This is a genomic window from Natrialba asiatica DSM 12278, from assembly GCF_000337555.1.
Taxonomy (GTDB): Archaea; Halobacteriota; Halobacteria; order Halobacteriales; family Natrialbaceae; genus Natrialba; species Natrialba asiatica.
Map to the genome: position 1 here is coordinate 21,348 of NZ_AOIO01000013.1, position 26,435 is coordinate 47,782.

Below are 26,435 nucleotides of genomic sequence, written 5' to 3' on the forward strand. Positions count from 1 at the left end.
CTACGCGGTGCGAACTCCTCGGTACGACAGCACAACCCCGACGATGAACACGATCGTCGCGAGGTAGATCGGTCCGAGATGCGTTACCCAATCGTGGGAGAACGCATTTCCCGTCCAATGCATCGGTAACGCGAGCGCCAGGCCGACGACGGCTGTGACGATCGCAGTTGCCCACGCCCAGGTGAGCCGCTGGCGCACGCCGTACCACGAGAGGCCCGTGATGGCGATGCCCGTCGAGATTATGAACGCGGCGGTGGCGACGTGGAGGTGACTGATGTAGTACGCTACCGTCGGATCGAGTTCGGCGCTCGTCATCCCACCCAGCGTACTGACGCCGAGTTCGAAGCCATCCCCCACGAAATTCATCGCGAGAAACACGACTCCGTAAACGACGAACGCGATCCCGGCGAGTGCCATCAACAGCGCTCCGTTCCGAAGTTGCGGCTCAATCTGGGCCTGTTCTTCCCGTTCGTCCGCGACGGTGTGATTCATCGTCATGGTGATCGTTTGGTCGCCCCGAGCGAGATGCTCTTAACGCCGTACTTCTGGCACGCGTTCGCCGCCCGCTCCGAGACGAATTCGTACTGCGTGTTTTCTCGGACGTCCGTCACCGAGAAGCCAGCCGCTTCGATGGACGTCGTATACCGGTCGATTTGCTCGGCCCCGCCGATGCAGGCCGCCCAGAGGTCTTCGTCGTTTTTGATGCTCTCCGGCATTAGCTCCTCGCTGATGATATCAGAGATGGCAAGCCGACCGCCGGGGGCGAGCACCCGATGGGCTTCCTCGAACACCTGCGGCTTGTCCGGTGAGAGGTTGATGACCCCGTTCGAGATGACGACATCGAAGTTCCCATCGTCGAAGGGAACGTCCTCAATGTAGCCATGCTCGAACGAGACGTGCTCCATTCCCGCATCGTCGCGCAACGTGCGAGCTTTCTCGAGTTGCTGGTCCGTCATGTCTAAGCCGGTCACGCTTCCGGCGTTCCCCGTGTGAAGCGCTGCGACGAACGCGTCCGTGCCCGATCCACTGCCGAGATCGAGGACGTCGTCTCCGTCCTCGATAGCAGCGAGATCGAAGTAGTATCCAACGCCGGCGAACGATTCCATTCCCTCCACGGGGATTCGATCGAGGTGCTCCGGCGGATAACCGAGACGTTCCGCCAGCCCTCGCCCCATCTCGAAGTGGTACTCTTTGTCGGGGTCCTCCGCGACGTCCTCGTAGACTGATTTCACCGCTTGTTCCAGTTTGTCGACATCGAGTGAGTTCGTCATTCGTCCCCACCTCAGTCGTCGGCACCCACCTCAGCAGGCGTATTCACCGTGAGGTTGATATCCTGTTCGAGTGAGACGAGCGTGTAGACTGGCGCCCGCCGAGCCCACTCGTCGACCTCGTCCTTGTCGAGGTCAGGGCTTTCGACCTCGATCTCGGCGACCAAGTTTTCGAACACCGTGTCGGCATTCCCGAGATCCTCCACGCTGAAGAGAACACCGGGGTCAAAGTCGGTGCGAACGCGCGTCTCGAGGTGAGCGATGTCGACGCCGGTTGCGACGGCGTTGATGGTGATGCCGACGTTGATGCACGAGGCAAGCGCGGAGAGCGCAACCTCGATCGGCTCCATTCGATCCGTCGCCCCGGCCCAGCCGCCGGCCTCTAGCACTTCCTTCCATCCCCCGTACGGGATCGTGTACGCGCGGGTGTCGCGCTCGATCGTCTCGCCGCCGAGATCGTACGAGTCTATCGTCGCCAGACTGTGGGCACAGGTTCCCTCGTAAGTTGACCGGGCGCTTAGCCCGAGTCGGACTTCCTCGGGATTCTCGGCGGCGTGTTCCGCGAACGCAGCGAACTCCTCGGTGTCGACGCCGTGGGTGGCCTCTCGTCCGGACGTCATGGATTAGACCACCTGGAGGTGCTTCTCTCGGAGTTCGTCGTCCGAGTAGTCGTGGCCGTGGTCCTCCCGCATGTGGGTCCTGGCCAGTTCGATCGCTTCGGTTTCGTCCTCCGACTGGATGATGAACCGGCAATCGACCGCTTCCGATTCACAGTCGAGTTTGTACGCGTCTGCCATTGTGGTATCAGTTGCCTTGCGGCATATGTGGTAACGTGCCACAAGGTTAGATAGGTAACTGATGCCATTTGCGTAGCAGGTACCATCCCATGTGAAGTCTGCGAGTTCTGCAGCCGTTGACGATCGGTCAGGTGTTGAAAAACCACGTCGTCATTGGAAACGAGGTGACCGGAAACACGGCGGGATATCACCCGTCACAGCTATCTCTTGGTTCCGCTACGAACGGCTTCCGACTGTCCTCCAGCGGTCCCGATGGTCTCGCCTAGCATCTAGCTGGAGGATTCCCCGGATCAGGGGAACGAAGAACACTAACCGGTCCGACCACCGCCTCAAAGATCGTTTTCGAGGGGGAGCGTTGGAGTCTTTCGTCGGTGGGAAGCGAAAGTTGATTTCGCCCATTCACGCGCGTCTGTTGCGTCGGTGTCGACCAGGACTCGAACCGTAACCCCTTCGGTGTCGTACCCGGTTATTGCGATTCGGTCGTCGCATATGCTGACCCCGAACGGCGGTAAACTATCGTGTAATCGGACATCGAGATTGCCGCTCTCTAATGCCTCCGAGAACAGATCCGGGCAGTCCGAGCGAATGTAGTCGGCCACTCTCGGTGGATTGATGAGTTCTGTTTCCATCCCATCGATAATTCTCTGACAGAGTTCGTTCTTACACGAATCGAGCATGGCAACGTCGAGGCCGGTAAACCACAGCCGATCCGTCTCCTGGATTAGTGAACAGAAACGGGTAATCGGCCGGGATGGGCCCTCGGGATCGGCGACTGTTACGGTTGCATCCGAGCACATGTCGATGGTGAAACCGCTTTCTTCACCCGGAAGCAATCGCCAAACGTTACGTAGCTTCTGTTCGGTTTCGACTCGGTCGATCACGTCCGCCATCGCTGACGCAACGAAGGCACCCAGTTGTGTCACCGCATACTGATATCCATCCCTGTAAACCCAATCGCGATCTTCGAACTCGCTGAGAGTCCGTCTGATCGTGGACTCCGAAACGCCGGTCATCTCCCAGAGTTCGGACCGACTTCGGGGACGAACCGTGAGCGCGATAAGCGTTGGCGCACGGTGTTCGGATCGTGCGAGGTACGCTATATCGTCGATTGGTGTCGTCGTGCCATCCAAATCCATGGTACTAGTACACATTCAGGGTTGAAAAGCCCTTTTTTACCATCCATGCCAAAATCGTTACCGCCGTGCTGAACTCTCCGTTTAAATTCCCCTCCCTCTAAGTCTTCCACGGTAGCGCTGTCGGACTTCAGTTCCCTCCGGTAGTGCACGAAGTACGCTACGTTCAGCGTCCGCTTTTGAGGACGTGGTTGAGAGAGAAGGCGAAGCAGGCCGGACGGACGAACGGCCCGCTCGCGGACGGTTCGACACGTCCTCCTGATGACCGCGGTTCTCGTCCTACTCTACACCACTACCCGCAGCGTCGATACCCTCGTTTCGGTGACCACCGCTCTCGTGCTGAACCGCGCCAACCTCGTCGCCGAAGCGTTAAACCCCAGCTCGAACCGAAGACCGTCACTGAACTCGCCGACACGTGCGATCTCACCGACGCTCGAGTTCGCGAAGCGCTCGATGCGATGACCGACGACGGGACGGTCTATCGGGTGGACCGCGGCTCGGCCGATGCCCCCGGTACGAACTCGACGAGTCCAAGATAGACGGGATTGCGTTCGTCCGCTCGCATGGAAAACGCATCGTTCGGCGGTTGGAACGGCCGTTTCGGTGCTAACGAGAACCATCATGTCTCTTTGCTGTATTTTAACTACGAGTAACGCACTGATGGCGTATGGAGACGGATCCTGAGCCCGCAAAACGCGTGGTCTCCTTCGATCTGATGCTCGCCCTCTCGAATCTCGTTGTCTGTCTGCTGCTAGGCAGCATGGTCGCGTTCGCGTTCGACTGGTGGCCCGTCGGCGTCGCCGTCGCCCTCATCACGGGCGTGCTTAGCGCCGCCGCAGACCGAGGGCGGGCGGGACAGTGGCTGCTGAACGCCGTCGGCATNTGTCGCCCTCATCACGGGCGTGCTTAGCGCCGCCGCAGACCGAGGGCGGGCGGGACAGTGGCTGCTGAACGCCGTCGGCATCCTGGCCATCGCCGTCCTCGTCTGGCTGACGACCACCGACGCGCTCGTACTCGAAGCCATCCCGTGGCTGCTCCTCGGTCTTGCCGCGGGAACCGCCGTCAATCGGCTCTACTTCGGCGTCGTTCGACCGGTTCCAGCATTTCGACGCCGCGGATATGCCAGTGACGCTGCCGCCGATGACCGGTCACAATAATACGGCAGCGCCGGAATCTCCACGCACCGCCGACAGTTTGAACTCGTTCCGTCACGGTCCGCGAACCGGTTCTCTACTCGGCCGTCGGTGCAGGGTGGAGGTACTGCTCGAGCGAGTTCACGACGAGGTCGCGAAAGCGGTCGTAGTCGGCGTCGGTTGCAACCGACCCGTTCGGCGGCGCGTCGGTGAGGCCCTGCCCGTCACAGACCAGCGCGCCGCGGGCGAGGTCGCCGTCGGTGGCGACCTCGAGGTGGTAGGCGTTCGTCTCGAGCACGGCGGGGTCGGCGATGGCGGCGATAACGAGCGCGTCGTGGATGGCGGCCGATTCGATGCCGTATTTCGCTAACCGGTCCTCGTCGTAGTAGGTGAGCCACTCCCGGATCGAGCGGCCGATCGGGTCGTCCTGCGGGAGCGAGTCGAGCAGGTTCGGCGGGAGCGTGGCGGTTCTGGTCACGTCGAGACCGACGATCGTCGGCGAGAGGTCTTGCACGACGCGGGCCGCGGCGTGGGGGTCGGTGTGGAAGTTGGCCTCGGCGAGCGGAGTCACGTTCCCCTGGCTGAACGCAGCGCCGCCCATGACGACGAGTTCGTCGAGCAGGTCGGGGAGGTCGGGTTCGAGCGCGAGCGCGAGGGCGACGTTCGTCAGCGGCGCGATCGCGGCGAGGGCGAGCTCGCCCGCGTGCTCGCGCGCTTGCTCGACGATGAACTGCGCGGCGTGCGTGTCGATGGGGGCGGTCGCGGCCGTCGGTTCGGGCAGATCGCCGAGGATGCCGCCGGGGCCGTGAATGTCCGTCGAAGTCCGGAGGTCGACGGTCAGCGGACGCGTTGCGCCCTTCGCGACGGGGATGTCGGTTCGGTCGACGAGTTCGAGAATCGCGCGGGCGTTGGCCGTCGTGTCGTCGACGGCGGCGTTCCCGTGGGCGGTCGAGAGGCCGACGACGTCGAGGTCGTCGCGGGCGAGTGCGGCCAAAATAGCGACGGCGTCGTCACAGCCGGGGTCGGTATCGAGCAACACTGGTCGGGACATACTGGAGAGGTCGGCACTGGGAAGGGATAAAACGCCGGTCGCCCGCCGTCCGGAGGCGAGTTCAGGATGCTCACTCGGTCACGCTTCCGTCGGCGAGAAGGGCGGCCGTCTCTGGAATCCGGTCGAGCATCCCTCTCGCGAGCAGATACCGGGCGTACCCGTTCGCGAGTTCCCAGCGCCGTTCCTCGTCGGTGGCCGCCGAACGGCGTTCAAGATCCCGATCCCCGGCGGCGAGCAGGTCTCGGCTCTTCGAGAGGAACAGCCGTGCGAGCGGCTTCGGGTCGGTTTCGAGCCGGTTTTCGAGTCGGTCCAGCGCCTCCCGTTTGGCCTCGTCGATCGCGGCGGGATCGAGTTCGTCCGTCCCGTCGGTTTCGATGCGCTCGCGTTCGTCGCGCGCGGCTGCGAGCCGGAGCCAGGACAGCGCGAGCGTGACGGTACCGTGGACTTCGTATCCGTTCTCGACGTGTCTGCCGGCGGTACTGGTGGCCGATCGTCCGGCAGACGAACGCGAGTACAGCGCCGAGTGAACGTCGCGTCGATCGTCGGCGAACTCGTCGGTTTCGATGCGCGTCTCCCACTCCTGATAGTCGTCCCGGAGGTCGCGAATTCGTTCGTTCAGTTCGGCACGGCTTTCGGCCAGCGAGTCACGAACGTCGGAGCCGCCGGTATCTCGTTCGCGAAGCGCGTCGCGGTAGGCCTTCGCATCGCGAACGCGCAACCGACTCCGCTGGACGTCGCCGTACACCGTCGCGACCCGTTCGGCGCGGCTCGTTCGGCCGTGAGACTCGATATCCGTCTCTTGCCGGCGCGAGAGTCCCTGCTCAGCCTGTGACAGACTGTACTCGACGGACCGACCGTAGGCGAGGAACGTCTCGATATCGGCCGTCTCGTAGGTGAACTGCTCTGTGACCGCTGCCGCCTCTTCGAGCCCGTCCGCGACGCCCGCGGTCGGATCGGCGTCGAACTCGTCGAGGCGCGACCGCGCGTACGCCTCCGCGGTCGCCGCCTGGGAGAGGTGATACCCCGCCGACTCGACCGTACTGACGACCGGCGGCTTCGACGGGAGTGCGTCGGCGAACTCGGCGGCGGTCTCGAGTTGCCGTTCGGTAATCGTAGTCCGCTCAGCAGGTTGTTCCATCCGGTCCCAGGCCGCGAGACCGGACGCGGCGTGATCGGCGATTTCGTCGGCGGTTTCCTCGAGAGACGCGGTCGTGGTTTCGACGGCCGGGGGAACGTCGGGAATCTCCCGTCGTCGAGTGCGACCGTACGCGGCTCGAGCCGGAAGTACGCTGAAGACGGTCGAACAGCCCGCCAGCGCGACCGTTCCGGCCGCCGCGGCTCCGGTGAGAAACGCTCTCCGAGAGGACGATGATGGGCGGCGCATACGCGTTCAAAAATCAGATTGGTTGAAATGTATTCCGGTCGTCGATCGCCTCGTAGTCGACGACGCTAACCCGCTCGAGCGGTTCACTCGACCTACCAGCGATGCGCGCGTTTCGACTCGCCTACGACGGCACCGCCTATCACGGCTTCCAGCGCCAGCCCGACGTGGCCACCGTCGAGGACGAACTCTTTGCCGCACTGGAATCGCTCTCCGTCCTCGCCACCGACGCCGACAAACCGGCCGGCTACGCCGCCGCCGGCCGCACCGACGCGGGCGTCTCCGCGCTCGCCCAGACGGTCGCGTTCGACGCTCCCGACTGGCTCACCCCGCGGGCGTTGAACAGCGATCTCCCCGCGGACATCCGCGCCTGGGCGGCCGCCGACGCCCCCGACGAGTTCCACGCGACCCACCACGCGCGCCGCCGCGAGTACACCTACCAGTTGTACGCGCCGCCCGCGGACGACGCACCACGGCGGCCGGGCACCGCCGACAGCACCGCCAACCGCGACCGCGCCGTCGACGATGACCGATTCCGGCGCGCCTGTCACGTCCTCTCCGGCGATCACGACTTCCACAACCTCACGCCGGACGACCGCAACACGGAGCGGTCCCCGACGCTCACCGCAACGCGGGACGCCGAGTTCATCGTCGTCACCGTCACCGCCGGCGGATTCGCTCGCGAACTCGTCCGTCGACTCGTCTCGCTGGCGCGGGCGGTCGGCACCGGCGACGCCTCGCTCGAGAAGGTCGAGCGCGCGCTCGGTCCCGAGCCGCTGCCCGGTCACAAGGGCATCGCCCCAGCACCGCCGGAGCCGCTCGTCCTGACCGACGTGCGCTATCCCGAACTCGAATTCGAGGTGGATTCGCAGGCGGCCGAGAGTGCGCGGGCAGTGTTCGAGACGAGACGGATCGAGCGACGCACCGGCTCGCGGGTGGCGCGAACCGTCGCGAACGGACTCCAGTAATCCGGAATTTTCGCGTCGCCGAGGCCGACGAGACCGGCGGACGACGCATCCTTTTTACGCCGCGGTTCACACGTCGGATTATGGAACTCTCTCCGGAGGAGTACGGTGCGTACTGGCGGGCGTCGATTCGCGTTGCGGCCGGGATCGTGATCGTCGCCCTCGGATCGCAGGCCGTGGTCGCGCCGCTGCTTTCCTACCCGAACCCGCCGGCGGTTGCGCTCGGCGTTCTCCTGTTCATCGGGATCGTCTTCATCGGCTGTTTTCTCGCGATGTTAGGCGTTGCGCGCGCCGTCCGGACCGCCGTCGATGTCGAACTCCGCGGGTAACGATTCGTCCGTCGTCAGCGGTGACCGGCGGCCGCTTACTTCCACCCAGTCGGCCAGATCGAGGCCGCACGCATCCCCGGCTCGTACGCCTGTCCCTCGAGGCGGTCGCGGAGGTCAGTCTCGTCGATCCGCGCGATCTCCGTCGTCGTCAACTCGCGCACCAGCAACGCCGTCAGGATGGCGTGTTCGCGCAGCGTTCGCGGGTCGACCTTGTCGCGAGTGTCGGCCGCCGTGTGTCCCCAGCCGCGGCCCCGCTCGCCACCCGCGGGCGGTTCGCTGTGGAGTTGAAGCGCGGGTACGCCGGCCCGTAGGAACGGCCAGTGGTCGCTGAACGGGTGCGGGTCCGGTTCGTGGACGATCGGCTGGCCGGCGTCGCTCGCGACCGCGTCCGCGAGCGCCTCGAGTTCACCCGAGCCGTGGGAAAATGCCTGTAGGTCGCGGAACCGACCGGCACCGTCGACGTTGATGACGGCGCGGATCGACGCCGGCGACGGATGCAGGTCGTCCGCGAGCGCTTCCGCGCCGAGAAGTCCGATCTCCTCGCAGCCGACGCCGGCGATTCGGACCCGACAGTCGAGTTCGTCCGCGATGGCGGCGAGCATCGCCGTTGCGCCGACGACGGTAGCGATGCCGCAGCCGTTATCGAGCGCCCCCTCGCCGACGTCGTGGGCGTCGTAGTGAGCGAGGACGAGCACCGTCTCGTCGGTGGCGGGACCGAGGGTCCCGCGGACGTTCTGACTCGTGCCGGCGGTCGTCTCGGCGTCGACGCGAAGGCGAGCGTCCCGACCCCGATCCGCGTACTCGCGAAGCCAGTCGCCGGTCTCGGCGCTGACGCCGACGGCGGGAATCTCCGCTTCCCCGTCGAATCGGAGGGCTCCCGTCGGCGGCAGTTGTCCGGGGACGTGATTCGCGAAGACGAACCCCGCCGCCCCCGCCGCAACCGCGTGCCCGTACTTCTCCATCCGGTGGACGAACCGCTGCGAACCGGGCGTCGTCGTACTCGCGACCGCGATCGCGTCCTCCAGGTCCGCCGCCTCGATTTCGGCCGGCGTGCCGTAGCCGACGTCGACCAGCGGTCCCGCGAGTTCACCCGCCGGCGAGTACGGGAGTGCGACCGTCTCGAACGCTCGCTCGCCCGACGGCCCCTCGGCGTCGACCGCGAGCGACGAGGTCCCCCGCTTCCAGTATCGCATCCCGAACTCGTCGAGCCGCGTGTTTTCGAGTCCGGCGGCGGCGAGCGCGTCGCGGACGAACTCGGCGGCGCGGCGTTCGCCGGGCGAGCCGCCCATCCGGGTCGGGAGTTCGGTCAGGTTCGTCAGCAGGTTCCAGGGCCGGTCGTCGATCCAGGCGCGGCCGATCGCGCGTTCGACCGGCGTCGATTCGGCCGGTCCGGGGTCGCGTTCGTCCATACCGGGACATCCGTTCGAACTCACAAAAGCGCACGTGAGCGTACGGGACCGATCGAATCGAGGGTCCCGGATACGGGGTTCGATACCCTTTACCACCTTCGTTCCGAAACCGCGGCTATGAGTTCCGTTCCGGAGCGGTCAGAGATCGATCAGGAGTACACCTGGGACCTAGAGAGCGTGTACGCGAGCGACGACGACTGGGAGGAGTCCTACGAAACGGTCGCCGAACGCGTCGAGGAATTACAGCACTACGAGGGGCAGGTGACCGACGACGCCGAGACGCTGCTGTCCGTCCTCGAGCTGCGCGATTCGATCATGCGAGAGGTGTCGACGGTCGCGGCCTACGCCCGCATGCGCCGCGACGAGGATACGACCGATCAGCAGTACCAGGCGCTCGCGGCCCGCGCGCAGTCGCTTGCGGCCGACGCCCAGTCCGCGGCCTCCTTTATCGATCCCGAACTCCAGGAGCTGACCCGCGAAGCGTTCGACGAGTTGGTCGAAGCGGAACCGGAGCTGGCGACCTACGACCACTACGTCGACGACGTGCTTCGGATGAAGCCCCACACCCGCTCGGCGGAAGTCGAGGAACTGCTCGCGGACCTGAGCGAGGTCACGGGCGCGACCAGCGACGTCTACAATATGCTCTCGAACGCGGATATGACGTTTCCGACGGTCGAAGACGCCGCGGGTCAGCCCGTCGAGATCACCCAGAGCAACTTCACGAACCTGCTCAAGCGACCCGACCGCGAGTTCCGCCGGCGCGTGTACGAGTCGTACTTCGACGAGTGGCAGTCGATGCGAAACACCGTGGCCACGACCTATAAGAACAGCGTCAAGGCGGACGTCAAGACCGCACGAGCGCGCAACTACGAGACGGCGCGCGAGGCCGCACTCGACGGCCCGAACGTCCCCGTCGAGGTCTACGATACGCTCGTCGAGAGCGTCAACGACAACCTCGACAAACTCCACCGCCACACCGAACTCAAGCGCCGAGCCCTCGACGTCGACGATCTTCAGATGTGGGACCTCTACATGCCGTTGACCGGCGACGAGGGGCCAACTGTCGAGTACGATCAGGCCGCCGAGTACGTCGTCGACGCGCTCGAACCGCTCGGCGAGCCGTACCAGTCCCGGGTCGATGAGGGACTCGACTCGCGCTGGGTTGATGTCTACGAAAACGAGGGCAAACAGTCCGGAGCCTACTCCAGCGGCACCTACGACACGCAGCCGTTTATCCTGATGAACTACCAGGACGACATCTCCTCGATGTACACGCTGGCCCACGAACTCGGCCACTCGATGCACTCCCAGCTCACGAAGGACGAACAGCCGTTCGTCTACTCGGGCTACGAGATCTTCGTCGCCGAGGTCGCAAGCACCGTCAACGAGGCCCTGCTCACGAACCACCTCCTCGAGACCGTCGACGACCCCGAGTTCAGAACGCACGTCCTGAACGAGTTCTTAGAGCGCGTCCGCTCGACGCTCTACCGGCAGACCCTCTTTGCGGAGTTCGAACACGAAACCCACCGACTCGAGGAGGCGGGCGAACCGCTCACCCCGGACCGACTGGACGAACTCTACGGCGGACTCAAAGCAGAGTACTACGAGCCCGCGGTCGTCGACGACCGCATCGCCCGAGAGTGGATGCGCATTCCGCACTTCTACCGCGCGTTCTACGTCTACCAGTACGCGACCGGCATCTCGGCCGCGCTGGCCATCGTCGACGGAATTCTTCCCGATGGAGCCGGCGGCGAACCGGACCGCGACGCCGCCGCGTCCTACCGCGAGTTCCTCCGGCAGGGCTCGCGCGAGTATCCGCTCGACCTCCTGCGGGTCGCCGGCGTCGATATGAGCAGTGCCGACCCGATCGATCGCGCGCTCTCGACCTACGGCGACCGACTCGACGAACTCGAAGCGCTGCTCGAGTAACGATCCTTCGTCGGCCACTCGTGACTGCGCTCGCCAGTCGCGATCGAGTGAACGCTGGGCCGGCGTTACCGATCGAGAGACCGATCACACGGACCGAACGCCGCGGAGCCGTTCGAGGACGCTATTCAGGCAACATGCTGCCGATCGAACTGCTTCTGACGCTTAGAGAACTCCGGCGTAACGAATGAAACGATCGAGACGACCGATCCGACGGGAGCCGTTTCCCCATTCGATCGTATTCATCTCGAGTCACCCGTCTCGTCTCTTTCCGAGCGCTCACCGCTATTGGGCGCCCCTTCCCGCTAGCCGACCAGCAAACGGTCGACCAGCCGACCACTCGCGACGTCCGAAAACCGTCCGCGACCCAAAGGCACATTTATCGTCGGGGACTTATCCGTGCACGTCAAGATGTCTCGAAGCCCGTCTCTCCCCGAACGACCTCACCGCGATATCGACCCCGATCTCCCCGACGACGAGCGGTTCGAGGCGCTTCGTGGACACTACACGGAACTCGTTGATGTCAACGCACAACTCGAAGAGCAACTCGAAGACACCGACGAGCGCCGCGAGGACCTTCGCGAGCGCGTCGACCCCGTCGAACGCGAAAACGAGACGCTCAAGAGTTCGTCGCTGTACATCGCGAGCGTCGAGGACGTCGTCGGCGACGGCGAGGTCGTCGTCAAGCAACACGGCAACAACCAGGAAGTGCTCACCGAGGTCTCCCCGCGCATCGCAGAGCGCGTCGAAGCCGGCGACCGCGTCGCCGTCAACGATTCCTTTTCCATCCAGTCGATCCTCGATACCGAGACCGACGCGCGCGCACAGGCGATGGAGATCACCGACCGCCCCGCGGTCAGCTACGAGGACATCGGCGGCATCGACGACCAGATTCGGGAAGTCCGGGAAGCCGTCGAACAGCCGCTGACCCAACCCGAACGCTTCGAGGAAGTCGGTATCGACCCGCCGAGCGGCGTCCTGCTCCACGGCCCGCCCGGCACCGGGAAGACCATGCTCGCCAAGGCCGTCGCCAACCAGACCGACGCCACCTTCATCAAGATGGCCGGCTCCGAACTCGTGCGGAAGTTCATCGGCGAGGGCTCGCGGCTCGTCCGCGACCTCTTCGAACTCGCCCGCGAGCGCGAACCGGCAATTATCTTCATCGACGAAATCGACGCGGTCGCGACCACGCGAACCGAATCCAAGACCTCCGGTGACGCGGAAGTCCAGCGGACCATGATGCAACTTCTCTCCGAGATGGACGGCTTCGAGGCCCGCGGGGAAATCCGCATCATCGCCGCGACCAACCGCTTCGACATGCTCGATCGTGCGATCCTTCGTCCCGGTCGCTTCGACCGCCTGATCGAAGTGCCGGAACCGGATCGGGACGGCCGCGAGCAAATTCTCAAGATTCACACGCGCGGCATGAACATCGCTGACGGGGTCGACTTCGCCGATCTGGCCGACGAGACCGGGGGCTACTCCGGTGCCGAAATCGAAAGCCTCGCTACCGAGGCAGGGATGTTCGCCATCCGACACGACCGCGACGAGGTCCACCACGAAGACTTCGTCGACGCCTTCGATAAGATCGAGACGGGCGATTCGAGCGACGTTATCTCCTCTGCGGGCTACTTCTACCAGTAACATCGGTATCGACGCCGGATCGCAAGTCCTTACGCCGCTCGTCGCTGATTCCACGATAGCAATGAGTACGATTCGAATCGTTCAGGGCACCGGGGAAGCCCCGACAGCGATGGCCTCCTACGACGCCGCACTCGCGGATGCCGGCGTCGAAAACTATAACCTCGTCTCCGTCTCCTCCGTGATTCCCGCCGACGTTCCCGTCGAAGATGTCGGAACTGCTCCGGAACTCGGCCCCGCCGGAGAACGGCTCACCGTCGTCGAGGCCTGTGCAACCACCGCCGGTCCCGGTCAGGTCAGCGCCGCACTCGCCTGGTCCCGTGCCGACGACTCCGGACCCGGTCTGTTCTACGAGGTCGCCGACGAAACCGATCCAGAGGACGTCGAGCACCGCGTTCGAAAGGGATTAGCTGCCGGTCAGGACCTCCGTGAGTGGTCGTTCGGCGAGCCGCGCGTCGCCGTCGAACACAGCCAGGCCGAGTCCGGCGTTTACACCACGTCACTCGTCCTCGCCGTCTACGGTGAGAGTGAGCCGATCTGTTGAGAACCACTCCTGGCGCTGCGACTCCCGACACTGTCATCGGAGCTACTACTTGTCACTATCACTACCACTACCACTACTACACCAGTCTCCCGCCGGTAGCAGTCCGTCTCACTATCGCCATCCCACTACGGCACCACGCCCACCAAATCAAAGAGTGTCCGAAGGCGAACCCTTTTGACCCGCCGTCCCCTGATAGCAGACAGGCTTCTCATGAACGGAAATACGCCGTATGCAGGGCTTCCGGGGGAAACAGCTGCTGGTCAGCGCGCTGCGGCGGACATCCCCGACCTCTCGAGTTCACAAAAGCGGCTCCTTCACCGCGACGTCTCGCGGATCGCCGCCCGAACTCGTGAGTTCCTTCCGAACGAGTACATCGTCGACGCCGATGTCTCGACGAGTGCGACCGGCCCACAGGTGACGGTTGCCGTTCGGCCGCCCGTCGGTCACGCCGTTAGCGCCGGGTTTACGCCGGAGATGGAGGAGATCTCCGAGGAAATCATCACGGCGGACGAGCGCGACGAGGTTGCCCGTGGACTGGCTGCAAGCGCGGCACTGCAGGTGAAACGGGCGGTCAGCGATGCAGTGACGCCGACGGCGAAGTAACCGTCATTCCCCAGTAGAATCTGGAGTCTCGATTTCTTCTCAGTACAGCAACTGTTCGAGTTGGTGCTGTCGACGCTCGAGATCGATCGCCGGCTCCACCGACGGATCACGCTGTAATCGATCCAGTACCAGCAAGGGGTCCGTCCCGGAACGTTCGACATCCCTGAGAAGCGTCTCGATCGCCGATCGGTTCGTCGCCAGTGAACTCGCGAGTCCGATCGCGAGCGCGAGCGGAATCGCCTGCGATCGACGCGTGGGGAACGCCTCACTGATGGCGGCGAACTCGGATTCGGTACCGGTGTCAGTGTTAGTGTCGGCGTCGGCGTCGCCCGTATCAGTACCGTCAGCGGGACACTCGAGCGTCAGACAGTGCGTACAGAACTCGGCCACGAGTTCAGTAGCGGCGTCGGTGCCGGTGCCAGTATCAGTATCAACATCAGCAGCGCCACCACCCGTCGACTGAGCCGTCGCAGAAGAGTCGGCTGACGAGCAAGCAAATCGGTAGTCAGCCGGAACCGCAAACGCGACAGTCGGCGAGCCACACACCGGACAGGCCATGCCGAGTTAGTCGTCGTTCCCGGGAACGCCACCCGTCGCCGGCGGTTCCATATCCTCTTTCTCGACGCCCTCGGCTTCTGCGTCGTCGGATTCCTCCTCGGCCGCCGCTTCCTTTTCTTCCTGTTCTTTCTTTTCCTTGATCTTCTTCAGTCGGAAGGTTTCCTCGCGCTCTTGCTCTTCGAGTTTCTGTTCGATGTACTCCTGATTTTCGTAGAGGTCGGGGAGGAGTTTGAACTCGAGTGCGTTGACGCGGCGCTTGGTCGTCTCGATTTCGCGGAGCATCTTCTTCATTGCCGTCTCGACTTCCGCGGCGAGGATGATGCTCTCGAGTAAGTCTTCGTAGGCTTCGGCGGCCTCGTCGATGCGGGCCGAAGTCCCCATGATCCCGTAGCCACGCTCGCCAAGGTCCTTCGAGACGCGCGAGGACTCGATCTGCGGGACGACGACGCCCATGATGTTCTTCGATTCGGTCGTAATCTCGGGGTGCTCCTGGAGTGCCGCAGCGGCACCGCGAACGGCAACGTCGCCGTCCATCGCCCGCGCCATGTTGATCTTCCGCTGGGCTTCCTCGTAGTCGTTGGCCAGGTCCCCGCGGACGTCCTGGGCCTTGTCCAGGATGTCCATGAACTCCATGATCAGCCCGTCCCGTTTCTTCTCGAGTGTCCCGTGCCCGCGTTCGGAAAGCTCGATGCGATCCTCGATCGCCATCAAGTTCTTGCGGGTGGGCTTGACATCGTTGGCCATCTTGTGGCGAGATTGCGCCCCCAGTCGGATAACTGTTTACAGTTGGTTCGGTCGTCCGGACAGTAGCACTCGCGAACGGTTCTGTTCTCCGGCCTGCTTATCCAAGAAAGAGGTCGGCCAGGTCGCTCGTCTTTCCGCCTTTGTAGAGTTCAGCGTAGCCGCAGTTCGTACAGGAAACCACGCGAAAGCGGCGGTTCTGAATGTCGAAGAACTTCGAGAACCCGGTTCCCGTTGTCGAGATATCGTCGACTTCGGTTTCCGTGTGGCCGCACTTCGGACAGCCGCTGTCAGTCTCGCTCCCGTCGCCGTGTTCGGGTCCGTCACTGGAATCGATCATACGACATCCGACGAAGAGCGTCAGCAAATGTTTTGTGCTCTACGTGAGAACGGAGAACGGAAGCGCGCCCATGGCTGTCACCATCATTATCGTCCTCTGTATTGGATTCGCGTTCATGGCCGGCATGTATCTCCTGGTCGAGAGCGAAACGTCGAATCCGACCGTCGTGGACCGAGAACAGGCCGAACAGGCAGCAAAGAAACAGGGCGGACTCGATCGGGACCACGAGACTGACGACAATCGTGCGACGCGGGAGACCACTGCTACCGGCGGCGAGACAACGCACGGTTCCAAAACGAAAACGGAGCCGTCGGCCGAATCACGAAACGGCTGGGAATTCGACCGAGAGTAACATCCGGCCGACGGCACGCTTGGTCGCTATCCCTGCCCGATCATCCCCTCTTCGTCCTCCCACTCCCGTTCGCGCAGTTCGTACTTCTGTACCTTCCCCGTCGCCGTCGTCGGCAACTGCGTGACGAACTCGACCCGCTGGACCGCCTTGTACCCCGCGAGATTCTCGCGGGTGAACTCGACCAGTTCGTCCGTCGATACGCCGGGGTCGTTTACGTCTCCGCTGGCAGGCACGACGAACGCCTTCGGCGTTTCACCCCACTGCTCGCTCGGTGACGGAATCACTGCGACAGCAGCGACCGCGGGATGGTCGAACAGCGCGTCCTCGAGTTCGATACTCGAAATGTTCTCGCCGCCGGAGATGATGATGTCTTTCTTGCGGTCCTGAATCGCGATCATGCCGTGTTCGTCGATAGTTGCGAGATCGCCCGTGTGGAAGTACCCGTCGAGACGGTCGGAAAAGGCCTCCGCGGTCACCTCGGGCTTGTTCCAGTACTCCTCCATGACCTGATTACCGCGGACGACGACCTCGCCGATAGTCGTTTTGTCGCGGGGGACGTCGTTGCCGTCTTCGTCGACGACGCGGACCTCGGTCCCGAGAAAGCCGAGCCCCTGGCGCTTTTTGATGGCAAACCGACCGTCGCTATCGGCATCGAAGTGTCGCCGGGCATCCGAGGTCGTGATCAGTGGCCCGGTCTCTGTCGCACCGTAGACGTGTTTCAGTTGCCAGCCGAACTCGTCTTCAACGGTACGGATGGTCGCCTCCGGCGGCGCGCTCCCGGCCGTCGCAATTCGCACGTCGCTCGCCCCGCTCGTCTCCGGGGGCGAGGACGCGTCCTCGTAATGGTCGATCAGCATGTTCAGCACCGTCGGCGCGCCACACAGGTACGAAACGTCCTCCTCGCGGATCGTCTCGAGAATCCACTCGGCATCGACCCCGCGCGTACAGACGTGTTTCGCGCCCATTCCCGTCACGGCATAGATGTGGCCCCAGCCGTTGACGTGGAACATCGGCAGCGTCCAGAGGTACGTGTCGTCGTCCGTAACGTCCTGATGGATCGAGATCAGGTACGCGTGGAGCGTCTCGGTGCGGTGGGTTCGACAGACGCCCTTCGGGTCGCCGGTCGTCCCCGAGGTGTAATTGATCGTGATGATGTCGTCCTCGGCCATCGTCGGGCGGTCGTACTCGGCGGTCGCGTTCGCGAGTAGATCGTCGAACGACTCCCACGCCTCGTCAGTTGCGTCTGATCCGTCCGATGCGGAGGTCTCGGCATCGCCGGCCTCAGTCCCGATAGCATCGACGTCGTTCGTGATGAACGTCTCCGTCGGCACCTCATCGCGAACGGCCTCGACCTTCTCGGCGAACTCGTAGTCGGCGTAGATTACGTCCACGCCCGCGTCTTCGAGAATGTACGCGTAGTCCTCGGACGTCAACCGATAGTTGAGTGGCGTATGGACCGCCCCGAGTTGCATCGTTCCGTAGGCCGCCTCGAGTTGGTAGTGCGTGTTCGGATCGAGCACTGCAACGCGATCACCCTTCTCGACGCCGCGATCCTGGAGCATCGACGCGAACCGGTCCGCGCGCGCTCCGAGTTCAGCGTAGGTGAACCGTTCCCCAGTTGTCGCGACGACGGCCTCCTCGTCCCCGTAGTGACGCCGTGCCCGGTCGAGAAAATCCGTCACGAGCAGTGGTTTGTGCATACACCCCAACCAGTATCAACAATGATTATGGTTGTTTTGGTTGGGGCAGTACTGGGCTCACGGACTGGTGCCCGATAGTAGCTACTGCAAGTCAGTGTACACCTGATCGCACAACTGTCGTGCGAGCGGGTAAACCGTTCCAGTGGTACTTCGCTACCACTGTGGCTCGCGGGACCGGTGTGTCATCGAGCCAGATACCAATAGCAACCCGAACGAATGAACGCAAACAGCGGCTGAAGGCGCTTAGGCCTCGACTTCGGCGGCTTCCTGCTCGTCTTCGCGATAGTGCTCTTCGATGAGTTCTTCGTCGATCCGGTTGAGCTCCGCTTTCGGCAGGTCAGAGAGCAGATCCCAGCCGAGTTCGAGCGTCTCCTCGATGGATCGGTTGGTATCGTACCCCTGCTGAACGAACTCCGTCTCGAAGCGGTCGGCGAAGTCGAGGAACTTGTTGTCCCGCTCGGACAGCGCTTCGCGACCGACGATGTTCACGAGGTCGCGCAGGTCCTCACCTTCCGCGTAGGCGGCGTACATCTGGTCGGAAACGTCGCCGTGGTCCTCGCGAGTGAGCCCCTCGCCGATCCCGTCGTCCATCAGTCGGGACAGCGACGGCAGGACGTTGACCGGCGGCTCGATACCCTGACTGTTCAGGTTCCGGTCCATCACGATCTGGCCCTCCGTAATGTAGCCGGTCAGGTCCGGAATCGGGTGCGTGTCGTCGTCGCCGGGCATCGTCAGGATCGGAATCTGCGTGACCGATCCGTCCTTGCCCTCGATCCGACCCGCACGCTCGTAGAGCTGTGCCAGGTCGGTGTACATGTATCCGGGGTAGCCACGGCGACCCGGAACCTCCTCGCGTGCGGCACCGATCTCGCGCAGCGCCTCACAGTAGTTGGTCATGTCCGTTAGGATGACCAGCACGTGATAGCCCTTCTCGAAGGCGAGATACTCCGCCGTCGTCAGTGCGAGTCGCGGCGTGACCTGCCGCTCGACGGCCGGGTCGTCCGCGAGGTTCATGAAGACGACCGACCGCTCGAGTGCACCCGTGCGCTCGAAGTCGTCCATGAACTCGTTCGCCTCCTCGGCGGTGATACCCATCGCACCGAAGATGACGGCGAACTCGGAGCCGTCCTCGTCGCCCTCACTGTCACCGTCACTCTCCTCCGGCACGGTCGCCTGTCGAGCAATCTGCAGCGCGAGTTCGTTGTGCGGCAGCCCGGAACCGGAGAAGATCGGCAGCTTCTGTCCGCGAACCAGCGTGTTCATGCCGTCGATGGCGGACACGCCGGTCTGGATGAACTCTTCTGGGTACTCCCGAGAGAAGGGATTGATTGCCTCGCCGACGATGTCCTGGCGTTGGTCGGGAATGATCTCCGGCCCCCCGTCGATGGGGTTCCCGGAACCGTCTAGAACCCGCCCGAGCAGATCCTCGGTGACGGGCATCTTCATCGTCTCCCCCAGGAAGCGAACGGAGGCATTGCGGTCGATGCCGCCAGTCCCCTCGAACACCTGGATCGAGACGATTCCCTCGCTCGATTCCAGTACCTGTCCGCGCAGGGTCTCCCCCTGTGGTGTCTCGATCTCGACGATCTCGTCGTACCCGACGGGCTCGTCGACCTCGGCGAACACCAGCGGACCGCTGATCTCCGTGATAGTCTGGTATTCTTTCATCGTTAGTACAGTGCTCGCAGTTGTTCCTTGAGGTCGCTCTCGATCTCGTCGATGAACTCGTTCCACTCCTCCGCGGTACCCATCCGATTGAGCCGCGGGGTAGCGTCGACGTCCTGAATCTCCTCGACCGGAACGCCCGCCTCGAGCGCCTCGAAGGCCTCGTCGTTGAACGTCTTGATCGCACCGAGCATCCGGTAGGTCTTCTCGGGTTCGCAGTACGTGTCGACGTCGTGGAGCGCGTTCTGCTGGAGCCAGGCCTCACGGATGTAGCGTGCGACTTCCATGGTGAGCTGCTGGTCCTCCGGCAGTGCGTCTTTCCCGACGAGTTGAACGATCTCCTGGAGTTCGTCCTCCTCGTCTAACACGTCGACGGCCCACTGACGAACGTCGGACCAGTCGCCGGCGACGTTCGACTCCCACCAGGGGTCGAGTTGGTCCTTGTACAGCGAGTAGGATTCGTTCCAGTTGATCGATGGGAAGTGTCGCCGTTCCGCGAGGTCTGCGTCGAGCGCCCAGAAGGTCTTGACGATACGCAGCGTGTTCTGGGTGACCGGTTCGGAGAAGTCCCCACCTGGTGGCGAGACGGCCCCGACGACCGAAATCGACCCTTCGCCGCCGTTGATGAGTTCGAACTTGCCGGCGCGCTCGTAGAACTCCGACAGCGACGCGGCCAGGTATGCAGGATACCCTTCTTCGCCGGGCATCTCCTCGAGTCGGCTCGAGATTTCACGCATGGCCTCTGCCCACCGCGAGGTGGAATCGGCCATCAGCGCCACGTCGTAGCCCATGTCGCGGTAGTACTCCGCGATCGTGATTCCCGTGTAGATACAGGACTCACGCGCCGCGACGGGCATGTTCGACGTATTCGCGATGAGGCAGGTCCGGGCCATCAGCGGGTTCCCAGTCTGTGGGTCCGGCAGCTCCGGGAAGTCCTCGATAACTTCGGTCATCTCGTTGCCGCGCTCGCCACAGCCGATGTAGACGACGATGTCCGCGTCGGACCACTTGGCGAGTTGCTGCTGGGTGACGGTCTTTCCGGAGCCGAACGGACCGGGAATCGCCGCCGTCCCACCCTTCGCAAGCGGGAACAGACCGTCCTGAACGCGCTGTCCAGTCACGAGCGGCTCGGTCGGCGTTTCCTTGTCACCGGCGGGTCGGGCCTGCCGGACCGGCCACTCCTGGTGCATCTGAATCTCCTCGCCGCTATCGAGTTCAGCGACCGTCTCTTCGACGTTGAACTCGCCGCTCTTGATCGTCGTGATTTCGCCGCCCTCGTAGTCCGGCGGCACCATCACCTTGTGCTCGATGGTGACGGTTTCCGGAACGGTTCCGACGACGTCGCCGGGTTCGACCGCATCACCCTCTTCGACTTCCGGAGTGAACTCCCACTCTTTCTCTAAGTCGATGCCGGGCGCGTCGACCCCGCGGTCCAAGAACGCGGTCCCCATCTTGTCTTCGAGGACGTCGAGCGGGCGCTGGACGCCGTCGTAGATGGAGTCCATCATGCCCGGACCGAGGTCGACACTCAGGGGTTCGCCCGTGTTTTCGACGGGTTCGCCCGGGCCGACGCCGGAGGTTTCCTCGTAGACCTGAATCGTGGTCAGGTTCCCTTCAATCTCGATGACCTCGCCCATCAGCCCTTCGTCGCCGACGTAGACGACGTCGTTCATCCGGGCGTCGAGGTCCGTGGCGGTCACGACCGGACCGCTCACGCTTTCGATTACACCGTCTTGATCGACGGCTTCGGTGTCTGTTGCCTGGCTCATAGTTTACTCACTGTCTGCGTTCGCCTGTGCTGACTCCTCGGTTTCGCCCTCGCTCTCGTCCATCAGGTCGATCCCGATCGCTCGCTTGATCTGCTCGCGTAGCCCGCCACCACCGGTTCCGCTGCCGATCGTGACGACGACCGGTTCGACGCTCGTCTCGACGTTCTGACGGACGTTGCGCGAGAGGAACTCGAGATCGTCATCGTGCATCACGACAATCCCGACCTCGTCGTCGTTGAGCACCGTCGTGGCGGCATCATCGAGTGCAGCGTCCTTCTCGTCGTCCGGGACGTTCTCGAATCGACGGACGCCTGCGAGTCGGAATCCGGTCGTAAACTCCGGACTGCCGACGACTGCGATTTCCTGACTCATAGAATCACCAGTTCCTCTTCGATCTCGCTCTCCGTCAGCCCGACCTCCCGACCCCGCGCAATCGCACGGATATTCTCGACCTCGCGTTCTTTCGCGAGGATGTACGACAGCACGGCCGAAATCGAGACCGGGTAGATGCTCGAGAGCGTATCGGCGTACTCGAGCAACGCAGCGTCTAGTGCGTGCTCGAACTGGATAAGGCTGTCAGCATCGCGCAATCGACCCAGCGCGCCCGACAACCGGTCGCCATACCGCTTGTTCTCCGCGAGATGGTCGACGAGTTCATCGTAGTCTGCGACGAGCCGGTTCAAATCGGACTCGTCGAACAGGACGCCGCCGTCGATGTAGTAGGCCGCCGGATCGAGATCCGCACCGCTGCGGGCGAGTCGCAACGCGTTCCGCGCGTTTCGGAAGTCGATTTCGGCCTGCAAGAACTCGACGTAGCGTGCCATCGGCCCCTCCTGGGGCAGCGTCTGGGGTTGGAGCTGTCCCGGCGATCGTCCAACGTCCTCGAGCAAGTGCTCGTAGAACTCGCGATCCAGCGCGTTCTCGAGTGCGACGAGGGCTTCGGTCTCCTCGAACTCCGCGTACGCTCCCGAAAGCGGCTCGTAGAAGAGCGTTCCCGACAGAATTTCGATCGCGTCCTCGATCGTATCGACTTCGAGAAGGCGGTCGAGCGTTCGATCGTCGAGTTCACCGGCACGGATGAGGTCCGTCTCGATCTCCTCGGAATCGGTGTCGGTGTAGATACCGCGGATAATCGTCTTGATGTTCCAGACGTCGAATTTTCGGAGGTACCGGGAGATGAGGTCGTACAGTCGTCCGTCCGACCACTCCAGCAGATCGTCGAAGTGCTTGGCGAGATTTTGGTTGAGGGCGTATTCGATCAGATCGACCCCCGAAAAACGCGTTCCGAGTGCGTTGATCTCGCGTTCGTACTCCGTTTCCTCCATGAACCGCGCGATTTCGCTCGGCCCCATCCGGATCAGCTTCCGATAGTCTTCGTCTGCGAACAGCGAGGCTCGGCGGGACCGAACGCGAGCGTTCACGTATTCCGGATTCGAGGCACCTACACTCATTGATCGAAGAGTTGGGTGCTGATCTCCCGGAGGTTGTCTTCCCAGACGTCTTCGAGCACCGAGTCGAACGTGTTGTTGACTCGAACGCGGGACTGCTCGCTCTCGACGACGACGCCACCGAGACAGTCGTACTCGCCGGCGAACTCGTAGCCGTCGTAGTCCGCGAGGATCGACTCGATCAGTTCCCGGTCGTCGCTCCGACCGTAGACGCTGACATCGTCGTTCTCGTCGAACTCCGAACTTGCGGCGTCGAGGAGATCGCGGGTGAGTTCTTCGCGGGTGTCGCCCTCGAGGGACGCGAGTTCAGCTTCGACATCCTCGCGGACGTTGCCAAGAACGTCACGGCGGGCCTCCAGGCGCTTTTGTTTCGCCTCCAGCTTCGCACTGGAGAGTCGCTGTTCGCGCAACTGCTCGATCTCTCGATCGGCCTCGGCGTCGGCCTCGGCAACGATCTCCTCGGCGTCGGCCTCGGCTGCCGATTCGATCTCCTCAGCGCGTGTCTCGCCAGTTTCACGGATGTCCTCCGCACGCGCGTGAGCCTCTTCTCGAATGTCTTCGACAACTGTGTCCAAACTCATTGGTGAGAGAAGGGGTGTGGTTACGCGCCGACGATGAAGACGACGACCAGCGCAAGGATCACGAGCGTCTCCGGCAGGACTGTCATAATCAGTCCCGGCACGAACAGGTCATCGTCTTCCGCGAGTGCGCCAACTGCAGCTGCACCGATCCCGCGCTCTGCGTATCCCGATGCGAGCGCGGCGAGACCGACGGCAAGCGCTGCGGCCCCGGCGTCGGTCAGGAACGGACTTTCTTCGACGGTACCATTCTGCAGGACGATATTTGCGAAGTCTGCTGCGTTTTCAATCATTATTAGTAGTGGTCCTCAGTGTCGTTTCGATCGTGTCCGAACGGTTCGTAGTTCGCTCCACCGCCTTCATAAAACTTGTTAAAGAACTCGACGTACTCGAGGCGTACAGCCTGTAAGCCGGCGCTTGTCACGCCAAGCGCTAGCACGACGAGGTGCCCGACGACGAGAATGACGAGTCCGCCCACAAGCGCTGCGGTCCCCGAGTGCATGAGGCCGTTGAAGATGACCTCGGCACCGTCGCCGTAGTGTTCGGCGACGTAACTTGGTTCGTGGGTCCGCAGGAAGTGGAACGCGCCATCCGGGTCCCGGTACGCACCGAAGAACAGCAGGTTGACCACGAACGCCATACCGGCCTTCGCGAGCAACACTGCGCCCATCCGGGTGTACGAGAACACGTTGACGATGACGTCGAGCGCCTCGACCGCCTCGACGGTGTCAGTGACGAGGAGCATAACGAAGCCGATCAGGAAGACGAGCAGCGGCGCCGTAAGCAGGAAGTCGATGATTCCCAGCGGAATCGTCACGAGCCCCCACTCCGGGAACCCGGTGAACCCGATCGGGAACGGGCCATCACTGGCGAACGTGTTGAACAGGAAGTCCGGTTTCGATCCCCTGCCCTGTGCCGAGAAGATCCAGATCCAGATGCCGTTAAGCATCAGGATCCACGAGCCGCTGTGCATGACGGCGTCTTTGAAGCCGTGGTTCAGGTTCTCGTAGAAGTCGAGGATGTACCCGATGTTCAGGTGTACGATGCCGGCGATCACGCTCACGACCATCCAGCCGAGCGCGAAGTCGGCGGCCGCCGGCTCGAGTCCCTTGTTCAGCGGGAGCAAGTCGACGTGCAGCGTGTCGTGCCAGACTACCTCGCCGAGCACGTGTAATCCGAATATCTCGCCGTAGATGAACCCGAACAGGATCGTGAACAGCCCCGCCCAGATGGCAACACCGCCGAGACTCGTAATTCCCTTGCTGTCGAACTGGGTGGCCATGTACGCACCGATGGCCACGTACAGGAGCCCGTATCCCACGTCCCCGATCATGAACCCGAAGAACGCCGGAAACGTCAGGAACAGGAATATCGTCGGATCGAGTTCACTGTACTTCGGGCGGTTGACCGCCTGAACCAGCACCTCGAACGGTTTGGCCGCGGAGGGATTCTCCTGGATCGTCGGGGGCTCATCGCCCATCGTAACCGCCGACCCGCCGTCCGTGACGGCCGTCTGTTTCTCGCCGTCGGCGGCCTCGTCGTCGGCGGTGGCGTCTGCGCCAGCCTGCGCGTCCGCCTCCGAGGCGCTCTCCGGCGTTCCCTTCTGGATCTCCTCCGTGTGCGAGTGTGCACCGTGACGGTCGTAGCTCGCACGCTCAAGTTCTTCGATCTCGAGACTATCGCCGACGGCGTTTCGCAGCGCCGTGGTGAGCCGATCGAACTCGTCCGATGGCACCCATCCTTCCGCGATGAACGCCCGATCGCTGGTCGCAAACTGCAGCGGCGCTTCCGCGCGCTGGACCTCGATCGTGAGTTCCTCCTCGAGTCGAAGCAGGAACCGACCGTCCTCGTGTTCGATACGCTCGAGTTCATCGTCGATTTCGGTGAGACGCGACTCGAGGTCGGTTTTTCGCTCTTCGAGGTCGGCGACGTAGCCCGACGGACTCTGGTCGGTGTCTGGAACGCCGTAGCGGGTGAACTCGATACCGACGAGGGCATCGTCGATAACGTTGCCGTCGTCTTCGCTTTCAGTTTCGGTTTTGGCTTCATCGACGGCTGCCTCGACAGCGTCGGTCGGTGCAGCGACGATCGCGATGACATCGCCGCTGGTGAACGTTTCGTAGGCGCGGATGTCCTCGGCGGCATCGAGTTCGGCTTCGATTTCGCCGTGGGAACCCTCGCCGACGAGTACGTCGACCGCTTCGTATCCCGAGAGCAAGTCGAGATCGATTCCGAGTTCGGCGAAGGGAGCCACGCGGTCGATTCGGTCGTCGACCTGGCGTAGTTCCTCCCGAACGTCAGTGCGCTGGTCGTCGAGTTCGTTGACTCGGGTGCGCACTTCCTCGAGTCGCTGTTCCCAGTTTTCCTCGAGTGCGCCCTGGGGAGCGGGGGTATCTGCGTCCGCAAGATCCAGCGTGCTCTCGAGTGCTCGGACGGTAACGAGTTTCTCGGAGGCTCCCTCGGCACCCTCGATCGGGTTGCCGTTGTCGAAGCCTTCCCAGGACCCGTCGTAGTCCGAGAGATGGACCAGATTCAGTTCGTGAATCGTCTCGATGACCGTGGGCATGATGCCCTTTGCACCGGTCACCGAGACCTTGCTCATCCGCTCAGGTCTGAGCATGGACGTCCTCCTGGAACAGGGAGACGACGTGGTCTGTTACTTCGTCGACCCGGTCTTGGGCACGCTCGGCGAGCGCCTCGCGCTCCTGTTCGCCCTCTTCGAGGACGCGTTCGCACTCCGCGTCGATCTCGGCGCGCGCCTCCTCCAGGCGGCGTTCTTTGAGATCTTGCGCCTCTTGTTCCGCTTCCGTGCGAATCTCCTCGGCACGTTCCCGGGCCTCGGCGATTCGCTCGTCGCGGTCGTTTTCTGCCAATGCGACGATCTCGTCGGCCTCTTCCTCCGCCGACGTAATTCGTTCGAGAACCTGTGGCCTCGGCATACTCTAAGCAAGGGAACGTTTGCGACAGCGCGTATATGGTAGTTGCGAAAGCGTCTCGGATTACTGGCCTCGAAATTCGATCTCTGTGTCACGTACGATCATCTTTAGTCGAACGCCAGCCGGTCCACTGGTCAGACACCGCGAGACGGAACAGCAGACATATCC

The 26,435-nt window shown here is 63.1% G+C and carries 28 protein-coding genes; 8 read left to right on the forward strand and 20 right to left on the reverse strand.

Annotated elements, in window-relative coordinates; genetic code table 11:
- From C481_RS04195 to C481_RS22440, 5 genes are all read right to left on the reverse strand, one after another.
- A complete protein-coding gene (locus tag C481_RS04195) occupies window positions 1-498 on the reverse strand; it encodes a hypothetical protein (protein WP_006107760.1) in 498 nt (165 codons plus the stop codon).
- Entirely contained in the window at window positions 495-1,271 is a 777-nt protein-coding gene (locus tag C481_RS04200; protein WP_006107761.1) for a methyltransferase domain-containing protein, read from the reverse strand. The genes C481_RS04195 and C481_RS04200 overlap by 4 nt, the downstream gene beginning before the upstream one ends.
- A gap of 11 nt (window positions 1,272-1,282) precedes the next feature.
- Window positions 1,283-1,888 carry an OsmC family protein gene (locus tag C481_RS04205; protein WP_006107762.1) on the reverse strand — a complete coding sequence of 202 codons (606 nt, stop codon included), beginning with the start codon at window positions 1,886-1,888 and terminating at the stop codon, window positions 1,283-1,285.
- Window positions 1,889-1,891: 3 nt separating this feature from the next.
- Window positions 1,892-2,065 (reverse strand): DUF1059 domain-containing protein, encoded by a 174-nt coding sequence (locus C481_RS21070; protein WP_006107763.1) that lies wholly within the window; start codon window positions 2,063-2,065, stop codon window positions 1,892-1,894.
- 329 nt (window positions 2,066-2,394) lie between these two features.
- Window positions 2,395-3,201 carry a helix-turn-helix transcriptional regulator gene (locus C481_RS22440; protein ID WP_006107764.1) on the reverse strand — a complete coding sequence of 269 codons (807 nt, stop codon included), beginning with the start codon at window positions 3,199-3,201 and terminating at the stop codon, window positions 2,395-2,397.
- Window positions 3,202-4,100: 899 nt separating this feature from the next.
- Between C481_RS22440 and C481_RS21640 the strand changes: the two genes are divergently transcribed.
- Window positions 4,101-4,355, forward strand: coding sequence for a hypothetical protein (locus tag C481_RS21640; RefSeq protein ID WP_006107769.1), 255 nt, complete (start codon window positions 4,101-4,103; stop codon window positions 4,353-4,355).
- Between the two features lie 73 nt (window positions 4,356-4,428).
- Here the strand turns inward: C481_RS21640 and C481_RS04225 are convergent, their stop codons facing one another.
- Together C481_RS04225 and C481_RS04230 are read right to left on the reverse strand one after the other, a co-directional pair.
- Window positions 4,429-5,382 (reverse strand): nucleoside hydrolase, encoded by a 954-nt coding sequence (locus C481_RS04225; RefSeq protein WP_049904425.1) that lies wholly within the window; start codon window positions 5,380-5,382, stop codon window positions 4,429-4,431.
- A gap of 70 nt (window positions 5,383-5,452) precedes the next feature.
- Window positions 5,453-6,766 (reverse strand): hypothetical protein, encoded by a 1,314-nt coding sequence (locus tag C481_RS04230; protein WP_006107772.1) that lies wholly within the window; start codon window positions 6,764-6,766, stop codon window positions 5,453-5,455.
- 101 nt (window positions 6,767-6,867) lie between these two features.
- Between C481_RS04230 and truA the strand changes: the two genes are divergently transcribed.
- Window positions 6,868-7,731 carry a tRNA pseudouridine(38-40) synthase TruA gene (gene truA, locus C481_RS04235; RefSeq protein ID WP_006107773.1) on the forward strand — a complete coding sequence of 288 codons (864 nt, stop codon included), beginning with the start codon at window positions 6,868-6,870 and terminating at the stop codon, window positions 7,729-7,731.
- Between the two features lie 80 nt (window positions 7,732-7,811).
- On the forward strand, window positions 7,812-8,057 hold the full coding sequence (locus tag C481_RS04240) for a hypothetical protein (RefSeq protein WP_006107775.1): 246 nt from the start codon (window positions 7,812-7,814) through the stop codon (window positions 8,055-8,057).
- A 35-nt stretch (window positions 8,058-8,092) separates the two neighbouring features.
- Here C481_RS04240 and C481_RS04245 read toward each other — a convergent pair whose 3' ends face one another.
- Window positions 8,093-9,466 carry a M28 family metallopeptidase gene (locus C481_RS04245; RefSeq protein ID WP_006107777.1) on the reverse strand — a complete coding sequence of 458 codons (1,374 nt, stop codon included), beginning with the start codon at window positions 9,464-9,466 and terminating at the stop codon, window positions 8,093-8,095.
- Window positions 9,467-9,583: 117 nt separating this feature from the next.
- Between C481_RS04245 and pepF the strand changes: the two genes are divergently transcribed.
- The 4 genes from pepF to C481_RS04265 all read left to right on the forward strand — a co-directional run bounded on the left by pepF (window position 9,584) and on the right by C481_RS04265 (window position 14,180).
- Window positions 9,584-11,395 carry an oligoendopeptidase F gene (gene pepF, locus C481_RS04250; RefSeq protein WP_006107779.1) on the forward strand — a complete coding sequence of 604 codons (1,812 nt, stop codon included), beginning with the start codon at window positions 9,584-9,586 and terminating at the stop codon, window positions 11,393-11,395.
- Window positions 11,396-11,803: 408 nt separating this feature from the next.
- On the forward strand, window positions 11,804-13,036 hold the full coding sequence (gene pan2 / locus C481_RS04255) for a proteasome-activating nucleotidase Pan2 (protein WP_006107780.1): 1,233 nt from the start codon (window positions 11,804-11,806) through the stop codon (window positions 13,034-13,036).
- Between the two features lie 61 nt (window positions 13,037-13,097).
- Window positions 13,098-13,577, forward strand: a complete 480-nt coding sequence (locus C481_RS04260; protein ID WP_006107782.1) for a pyruvoyl-dependent arginine decarboxylase — start codon at window positions 13,098-13,100, stop codon at window positions 13,575-13,577.
- Between the two features lie 210 nt (window positions 13,578-13,787).
- The gene (locus C481_RS04265) at window positions 13,788-14,180 is read left to right on the forward strand and encodes a DUF5811 family protein (RefSeq protein WP_006107784.1); all 393 of its coding nucleotides are present in this window, start codon (window positions 13,788-13,790) and stop codon (window positions 14,178-14,180) included.
- 39 nt (window positions 14,181-14,219) lie between these two features.
- Here C481_RS04265 and C481_RS04270 read toward each other — a convergent pair whose 3' ends face one another.
- The 3 genes from C481_RS04270 to C481_RS04280 all read right to left on the reverse strand — a co-directional run bounded on the left by C481_RS04270 (window position 14,220) and on the right by C481_RS04280 (window position 15,819).
- Entirely contained in the window at window positions 14,220-14,738 is a 519-nt protein-coding gene (locus C481_RS04270; protein ID WP_006107787.1) for a DUF6276 family protein, read from the reverse strand.
- Between the two features lie 6 nt (window positions 14,739-14,744).
- Window positions 14,745-15,482, reverse strand: coding sequence for a V-type ATP synthase subunit D (locus C481_RS04275; RefSeq protein ID WP_049904426.1), 738 nt, complete (start codon window positions 15,480-15,482; stop codon window positions 14,745-14,747).
- A gap of 97 nt (window positions 15,483-15,579) precedes the next feature.
- Window positions 15,580-15,819 (reverse strand): zinc ribbon domain-containing protein, encoded by a 240-nt coding sequence (locus C481_RS04280; RefSeq protein ID WP_006107790.1) that lies wholly within the window; start codon window positions 15,817-15,819, stop codon window positions 15,580-15,582.
- 70 nt (window positions 15,820-15,889) lie between these two features.
- Between C481_RS04280 and C481_RS04285 the strand changes: the two genes are divergently transcribed.
- Window positions 15,890-16,171 (forward strand): hypothetical protein, encoded by a 282-nt coding sequence (locus C481_RS04285; protein ID WP_049904427.1) that lies wholly within the window; start codon window positions 15,890-15,892, stop codon window positions 16,169-16,171.
- A gap of 26 nt (window positions 16,172-16,197) precedes the next feature.
- Here C481_RS04285 and C481_RS04290 read toward each other — a convergent pair whose 3' ends face one another.
- The 9 genes from C481_RS04290 to ahaH form a co-directional block, all read right to left on the reverse strand.
- Complete coding sequence (locus C481_RS04290) at window positions 16,198-17,871, reverse strand: long-chain-fatty-acid--CoA ligase (RefSeq protein WP_006107793.1); 1,674 nt, start codon at window positions 17,869-17,871, stop codon at window positions 16,198-16,200.
- 243 nt (window positions 17,872-18,114) lie between these two features.
- Window positions 18,115-19,539 carry an ATP synthase subunit B gene (locus C481_RS04295; protein ID WP_006107795.1) on the reverse strand — a complete coding sequence of 475 codons (1,425 nt, stop codon included), beginning with the start codon at window positions 19,537-19,539 and terminating at the stop codon, window positions 18,115-18,117.
- A gap of 2 nt (window positions 19,540-19,541) precedes the next feature.
- Window positions 19,542-21,305, reverse strand: coding sequence for an ATP synthase subunit A (locus tag C481_RS04300; RefSeq protein WP_006107796.1), 1,764 nt, complete (start codon window positions 21,303-21,305; stop codon window positions 19,542-19,544).
- Window positions 21,306-21,308: 3 nt separating this feature from the next.
- Window positions 21,309-21,677, reverse strand: a complete 369-nt coding sequence (locus tag C481_RS04305) for a V-type ATP synthase subunit F (protein WP_006107798.1) — start codon at window positions 21,675-21,677, stop codon at window positions 21,309-21,311.
- The gene (locus C481_RS04310; protein WP_006107799.1) at window positions 21,674-22,756 is read right to left on the reverse strand and encodes a V-type ATP synthase subunit C; all 1,083 of its coding nucleotides are present in this window, start codon (window positions 22,754-22,756) and stop codon (window positions 21,674-21,676) included. The genes C481_RS04305 and C481_RS04310 overlap by 4 nt, the downstream gene beginning before the upstream one ends.
- Window positions 22,753-23,334: a V-type ATP synthase subunit E gene (locus C481_RS04315; protein ID WP_006107800.1), complete on the reverse strand. Its 582-nt coding sequence runs from the start codon at window positions 23,332-23,334 to the stop codon at window positions 22,753-22,755. The genes C481_RS04310 and C481_RS04315 overlap by 4 nt, the downstream gene beginning before the upstream one ends.
- A gap of 20 nt (window positions 23,335-23,354) precedes the next feature.
- Window positions 23,355-23,624, reverse strand: a complete 270-nt coding sequence (locus C481_RS04320) for a hypothetical protein (protein ID WP_006107801.1) — start codon at window positions 23,622-23,624, stop codon at window positions 23,355-23,357.
- Between the two features lie 2 nt (window positions 23,625-23,626).
- Window positions 23,627-25,933, reverse strand: a complete 2,307-nt coding sequence (locus C481_RS04325; protein ID WP_006107802.1) for a V-type ATP synthase subunit I — start codon at window positions 25,931-25,933, stop codon at window positions 23,627-23,629.
- Window positions 25,934-25,937: 4 nt separating this feature from the next.
- Window positions 25,938-26,270: an ATP synthase archaeal subunit H gene (gene ahaH / locus C481_RS04330; protein WP_006107803.1), complete on the reverse strand. Its 333-nt coding sequence runs from the start codon at window positions 26,268-26,270 to the stop codon at window positions 25,938-25,940.
- Window positions 26,271-26,435 lie beyond the last annotated feature (165 nt).

Excerpts from the sequence above, each read along its gene's own strand:
- C481_RS04305 (WP_006107798.1), bottom strand. The coding sequence starts at position 21,677 with ATGAGTCAGGAAATCGCAGTCGTCGGCAGTCCGGAGTTTACGACCGGA.
- C481_RS04315 (WP_006107800.1), bottom strand. The coding sequence starts at position 23,334 with ATGAGTTTGGACACAGTTGTCGAAGACATTCGAGAAGAGGCTCACGCG.
- C481_RS04195 (WP_006107760.1), bottom strand. The coding sequence starts at position 498 with ATGACGATGAATCACACCGTCGCGGACGAACGGGAAGAACAGGCCCAG.
- pan2 (WP_006107780.1), top strand. The coding sequence starts at position 11,804 with ATGTCTCGAAGCCCGTCTCTCCCCGAACGACCTCACCGCGATATCGAC.
- C481_RS22440 (WP_006107764.1), bottom strand. The coding sequence starts at position 3,201 with ATGGATTTGGATGGCACGACGACACCAATCGACGATATAGCGTACCTC.
- C481_RS04295 (WP_006107795.1), bottom strand. The coding sequence starts at position 19,539 with ATGAAAGAATACCAGACTATCACGGAGATCAGCGGTCCGCTGGTGTTC.
- C481_RS04225 (WP_049904425.1), bottom strand. The coding sequence starts at position 5,382 with ATGTCCCGACCAGTGTTGCTCGATACCGACCCCGGCTGTGACGACGCC.
- C481_RS21070 (WP_006107763.1), bottom strand. The coding sequence starts at position 2,065 with ATGGCAGACGCGTACAAACTCGACTGTGAATCGGAAGCGGTCGATTGC.
- C481_RS04200 (WP_006107761.1), bottom strand. The coding sequence starts at position 1,271 with ATGACGAACTCACTCGATGTCGACAAACTGGAACAAGCGGTGAAATCA.
- C481_RS04275 (WP_049904426.1), bottom strand. The coding sequence starts at position 15,482 with ATGGCCAACGATGTCAAGCCCACCCGCAAGAACTTGATGGCGATCGAG.
- C481_RS04230 (WP_006107772.1), bottom strand. The coding sequence starts at position 6,766 with ATGCGCCGCCCATCATCGTCCTCTCGGAGAGCGTTTCTCACCGGAGCC.
- C481_RS04280 (WP_006107790.1), bottom strand. The coding sequence starts at position 15,819 with ATGATCGATTCCAGTGACGGACCCGAACACGGCGACGGGAGCGAGACT.
- ahaH (WP_006107803.1), bottom strand. The coding sequence starts at position 26,270 with ATGCCGAGGCCACAGGTTCTCGAACGAATTACGTCGGCGGAGGAAGAG.
- truA (WP_006107773.1), top strand. The coding sequence starts at position 6,868 with ATGCGCGCGTTTCGACTCGCCTACGACGGCACCGCCTATCACGGCTTC.
- C481_RS04290 (WP_006107793.1), bottom strand. The coding sequence starts at position 17,871 with ATGCACAAACCACTGCTCGTGACGGATTTTCTCGACCGGGCACGGCGT.
- C481_RS04260 (WP_006107782.1), top strand. The coding sequence starts at position 13,098 with ATGAGTACGATTCGAATCGTTCAGGGCACCGGGGAAGCCCCGACAGCG.
- C481_RS04265 (WP_006107784.1), top strand. The coding sequence starts at position 13,788 with ATGAACGGAAATACGCCGTATGCAGGGCTTCCGGGGGAAACAGCTGCT.
- C481_RS04320 (WP_006107801.1), bottom strand. The coding sequence starts at position 23,624 with ATGATTGAAAACGCAGCAGACTTCGCAAATATCGTCCTGCAGAATGGT.
- C481_RS04310 (WP_006107799.1), bottom strand. The coding sequence starts at position 22,756 with ATGAGTGTAGGTGCCTCGAATCCGGAATACGTGAACGCTCGCGTTCGG.
- C481_RS04270 (WP_006107787.1), bottom strand. The coding sequence starts at position 14,738 with ATGGCCTGTCCGGTGTGTGGCTCGCCGACTGTCGCGTTTGCGGTTCCG.
- C481_RS04245 (WP_006107777.1), bottom strand. The coding sequence starts at position 9,466 with ATGGACGAACGCGACCCCGGACCGGCCGAATCGACGCCGGTCGAACGC.
- pepF (WP_006107779.1), top strand. The coding sequence starts at position 9,584 with ATGAGTTCCGTTCCGGAGCGGTCAGAGATCGATCAGGAGTACACCTGG.
- C481_RS04240 (WP_006107775.1), top strand. The coding sequence starts at position 7,812 with ATGGAACTCTCTCCGGAGGAGTACGGTGCGTACTGGCGGGCGTCGATT.
- C481_RS04325 (WP_006107802.1), bottom strand. The coding sequence starts at position 25,933 with ATGAGCAAGGTCTCGGTGACCGGTGCAAAGGGCATCATGCCCACGGTC.
- C481_RS04285 (WP_049904427.1), top strand. The coding sequence starts at position 15,890 with ATGGCTGTCACCATCATTATCGTCCTCTGTATTGGATTCGCGTTCATG.
- C481_RS04205 (WP_006107762.1), bottom strand. The coding sequence starts at position 1,888 with ATGACGTCCGGACGAGAGGCCACCCACGGCGTCGACACCGAGGAGTTC.
- C481_RS04300 (WP_006107796.1), bottom strand. The coding sequence starts at position 21,305 with ATGAGCCAGGCAACAGACACCGAAGCCGTCGATCAAGACGGTGTAATC.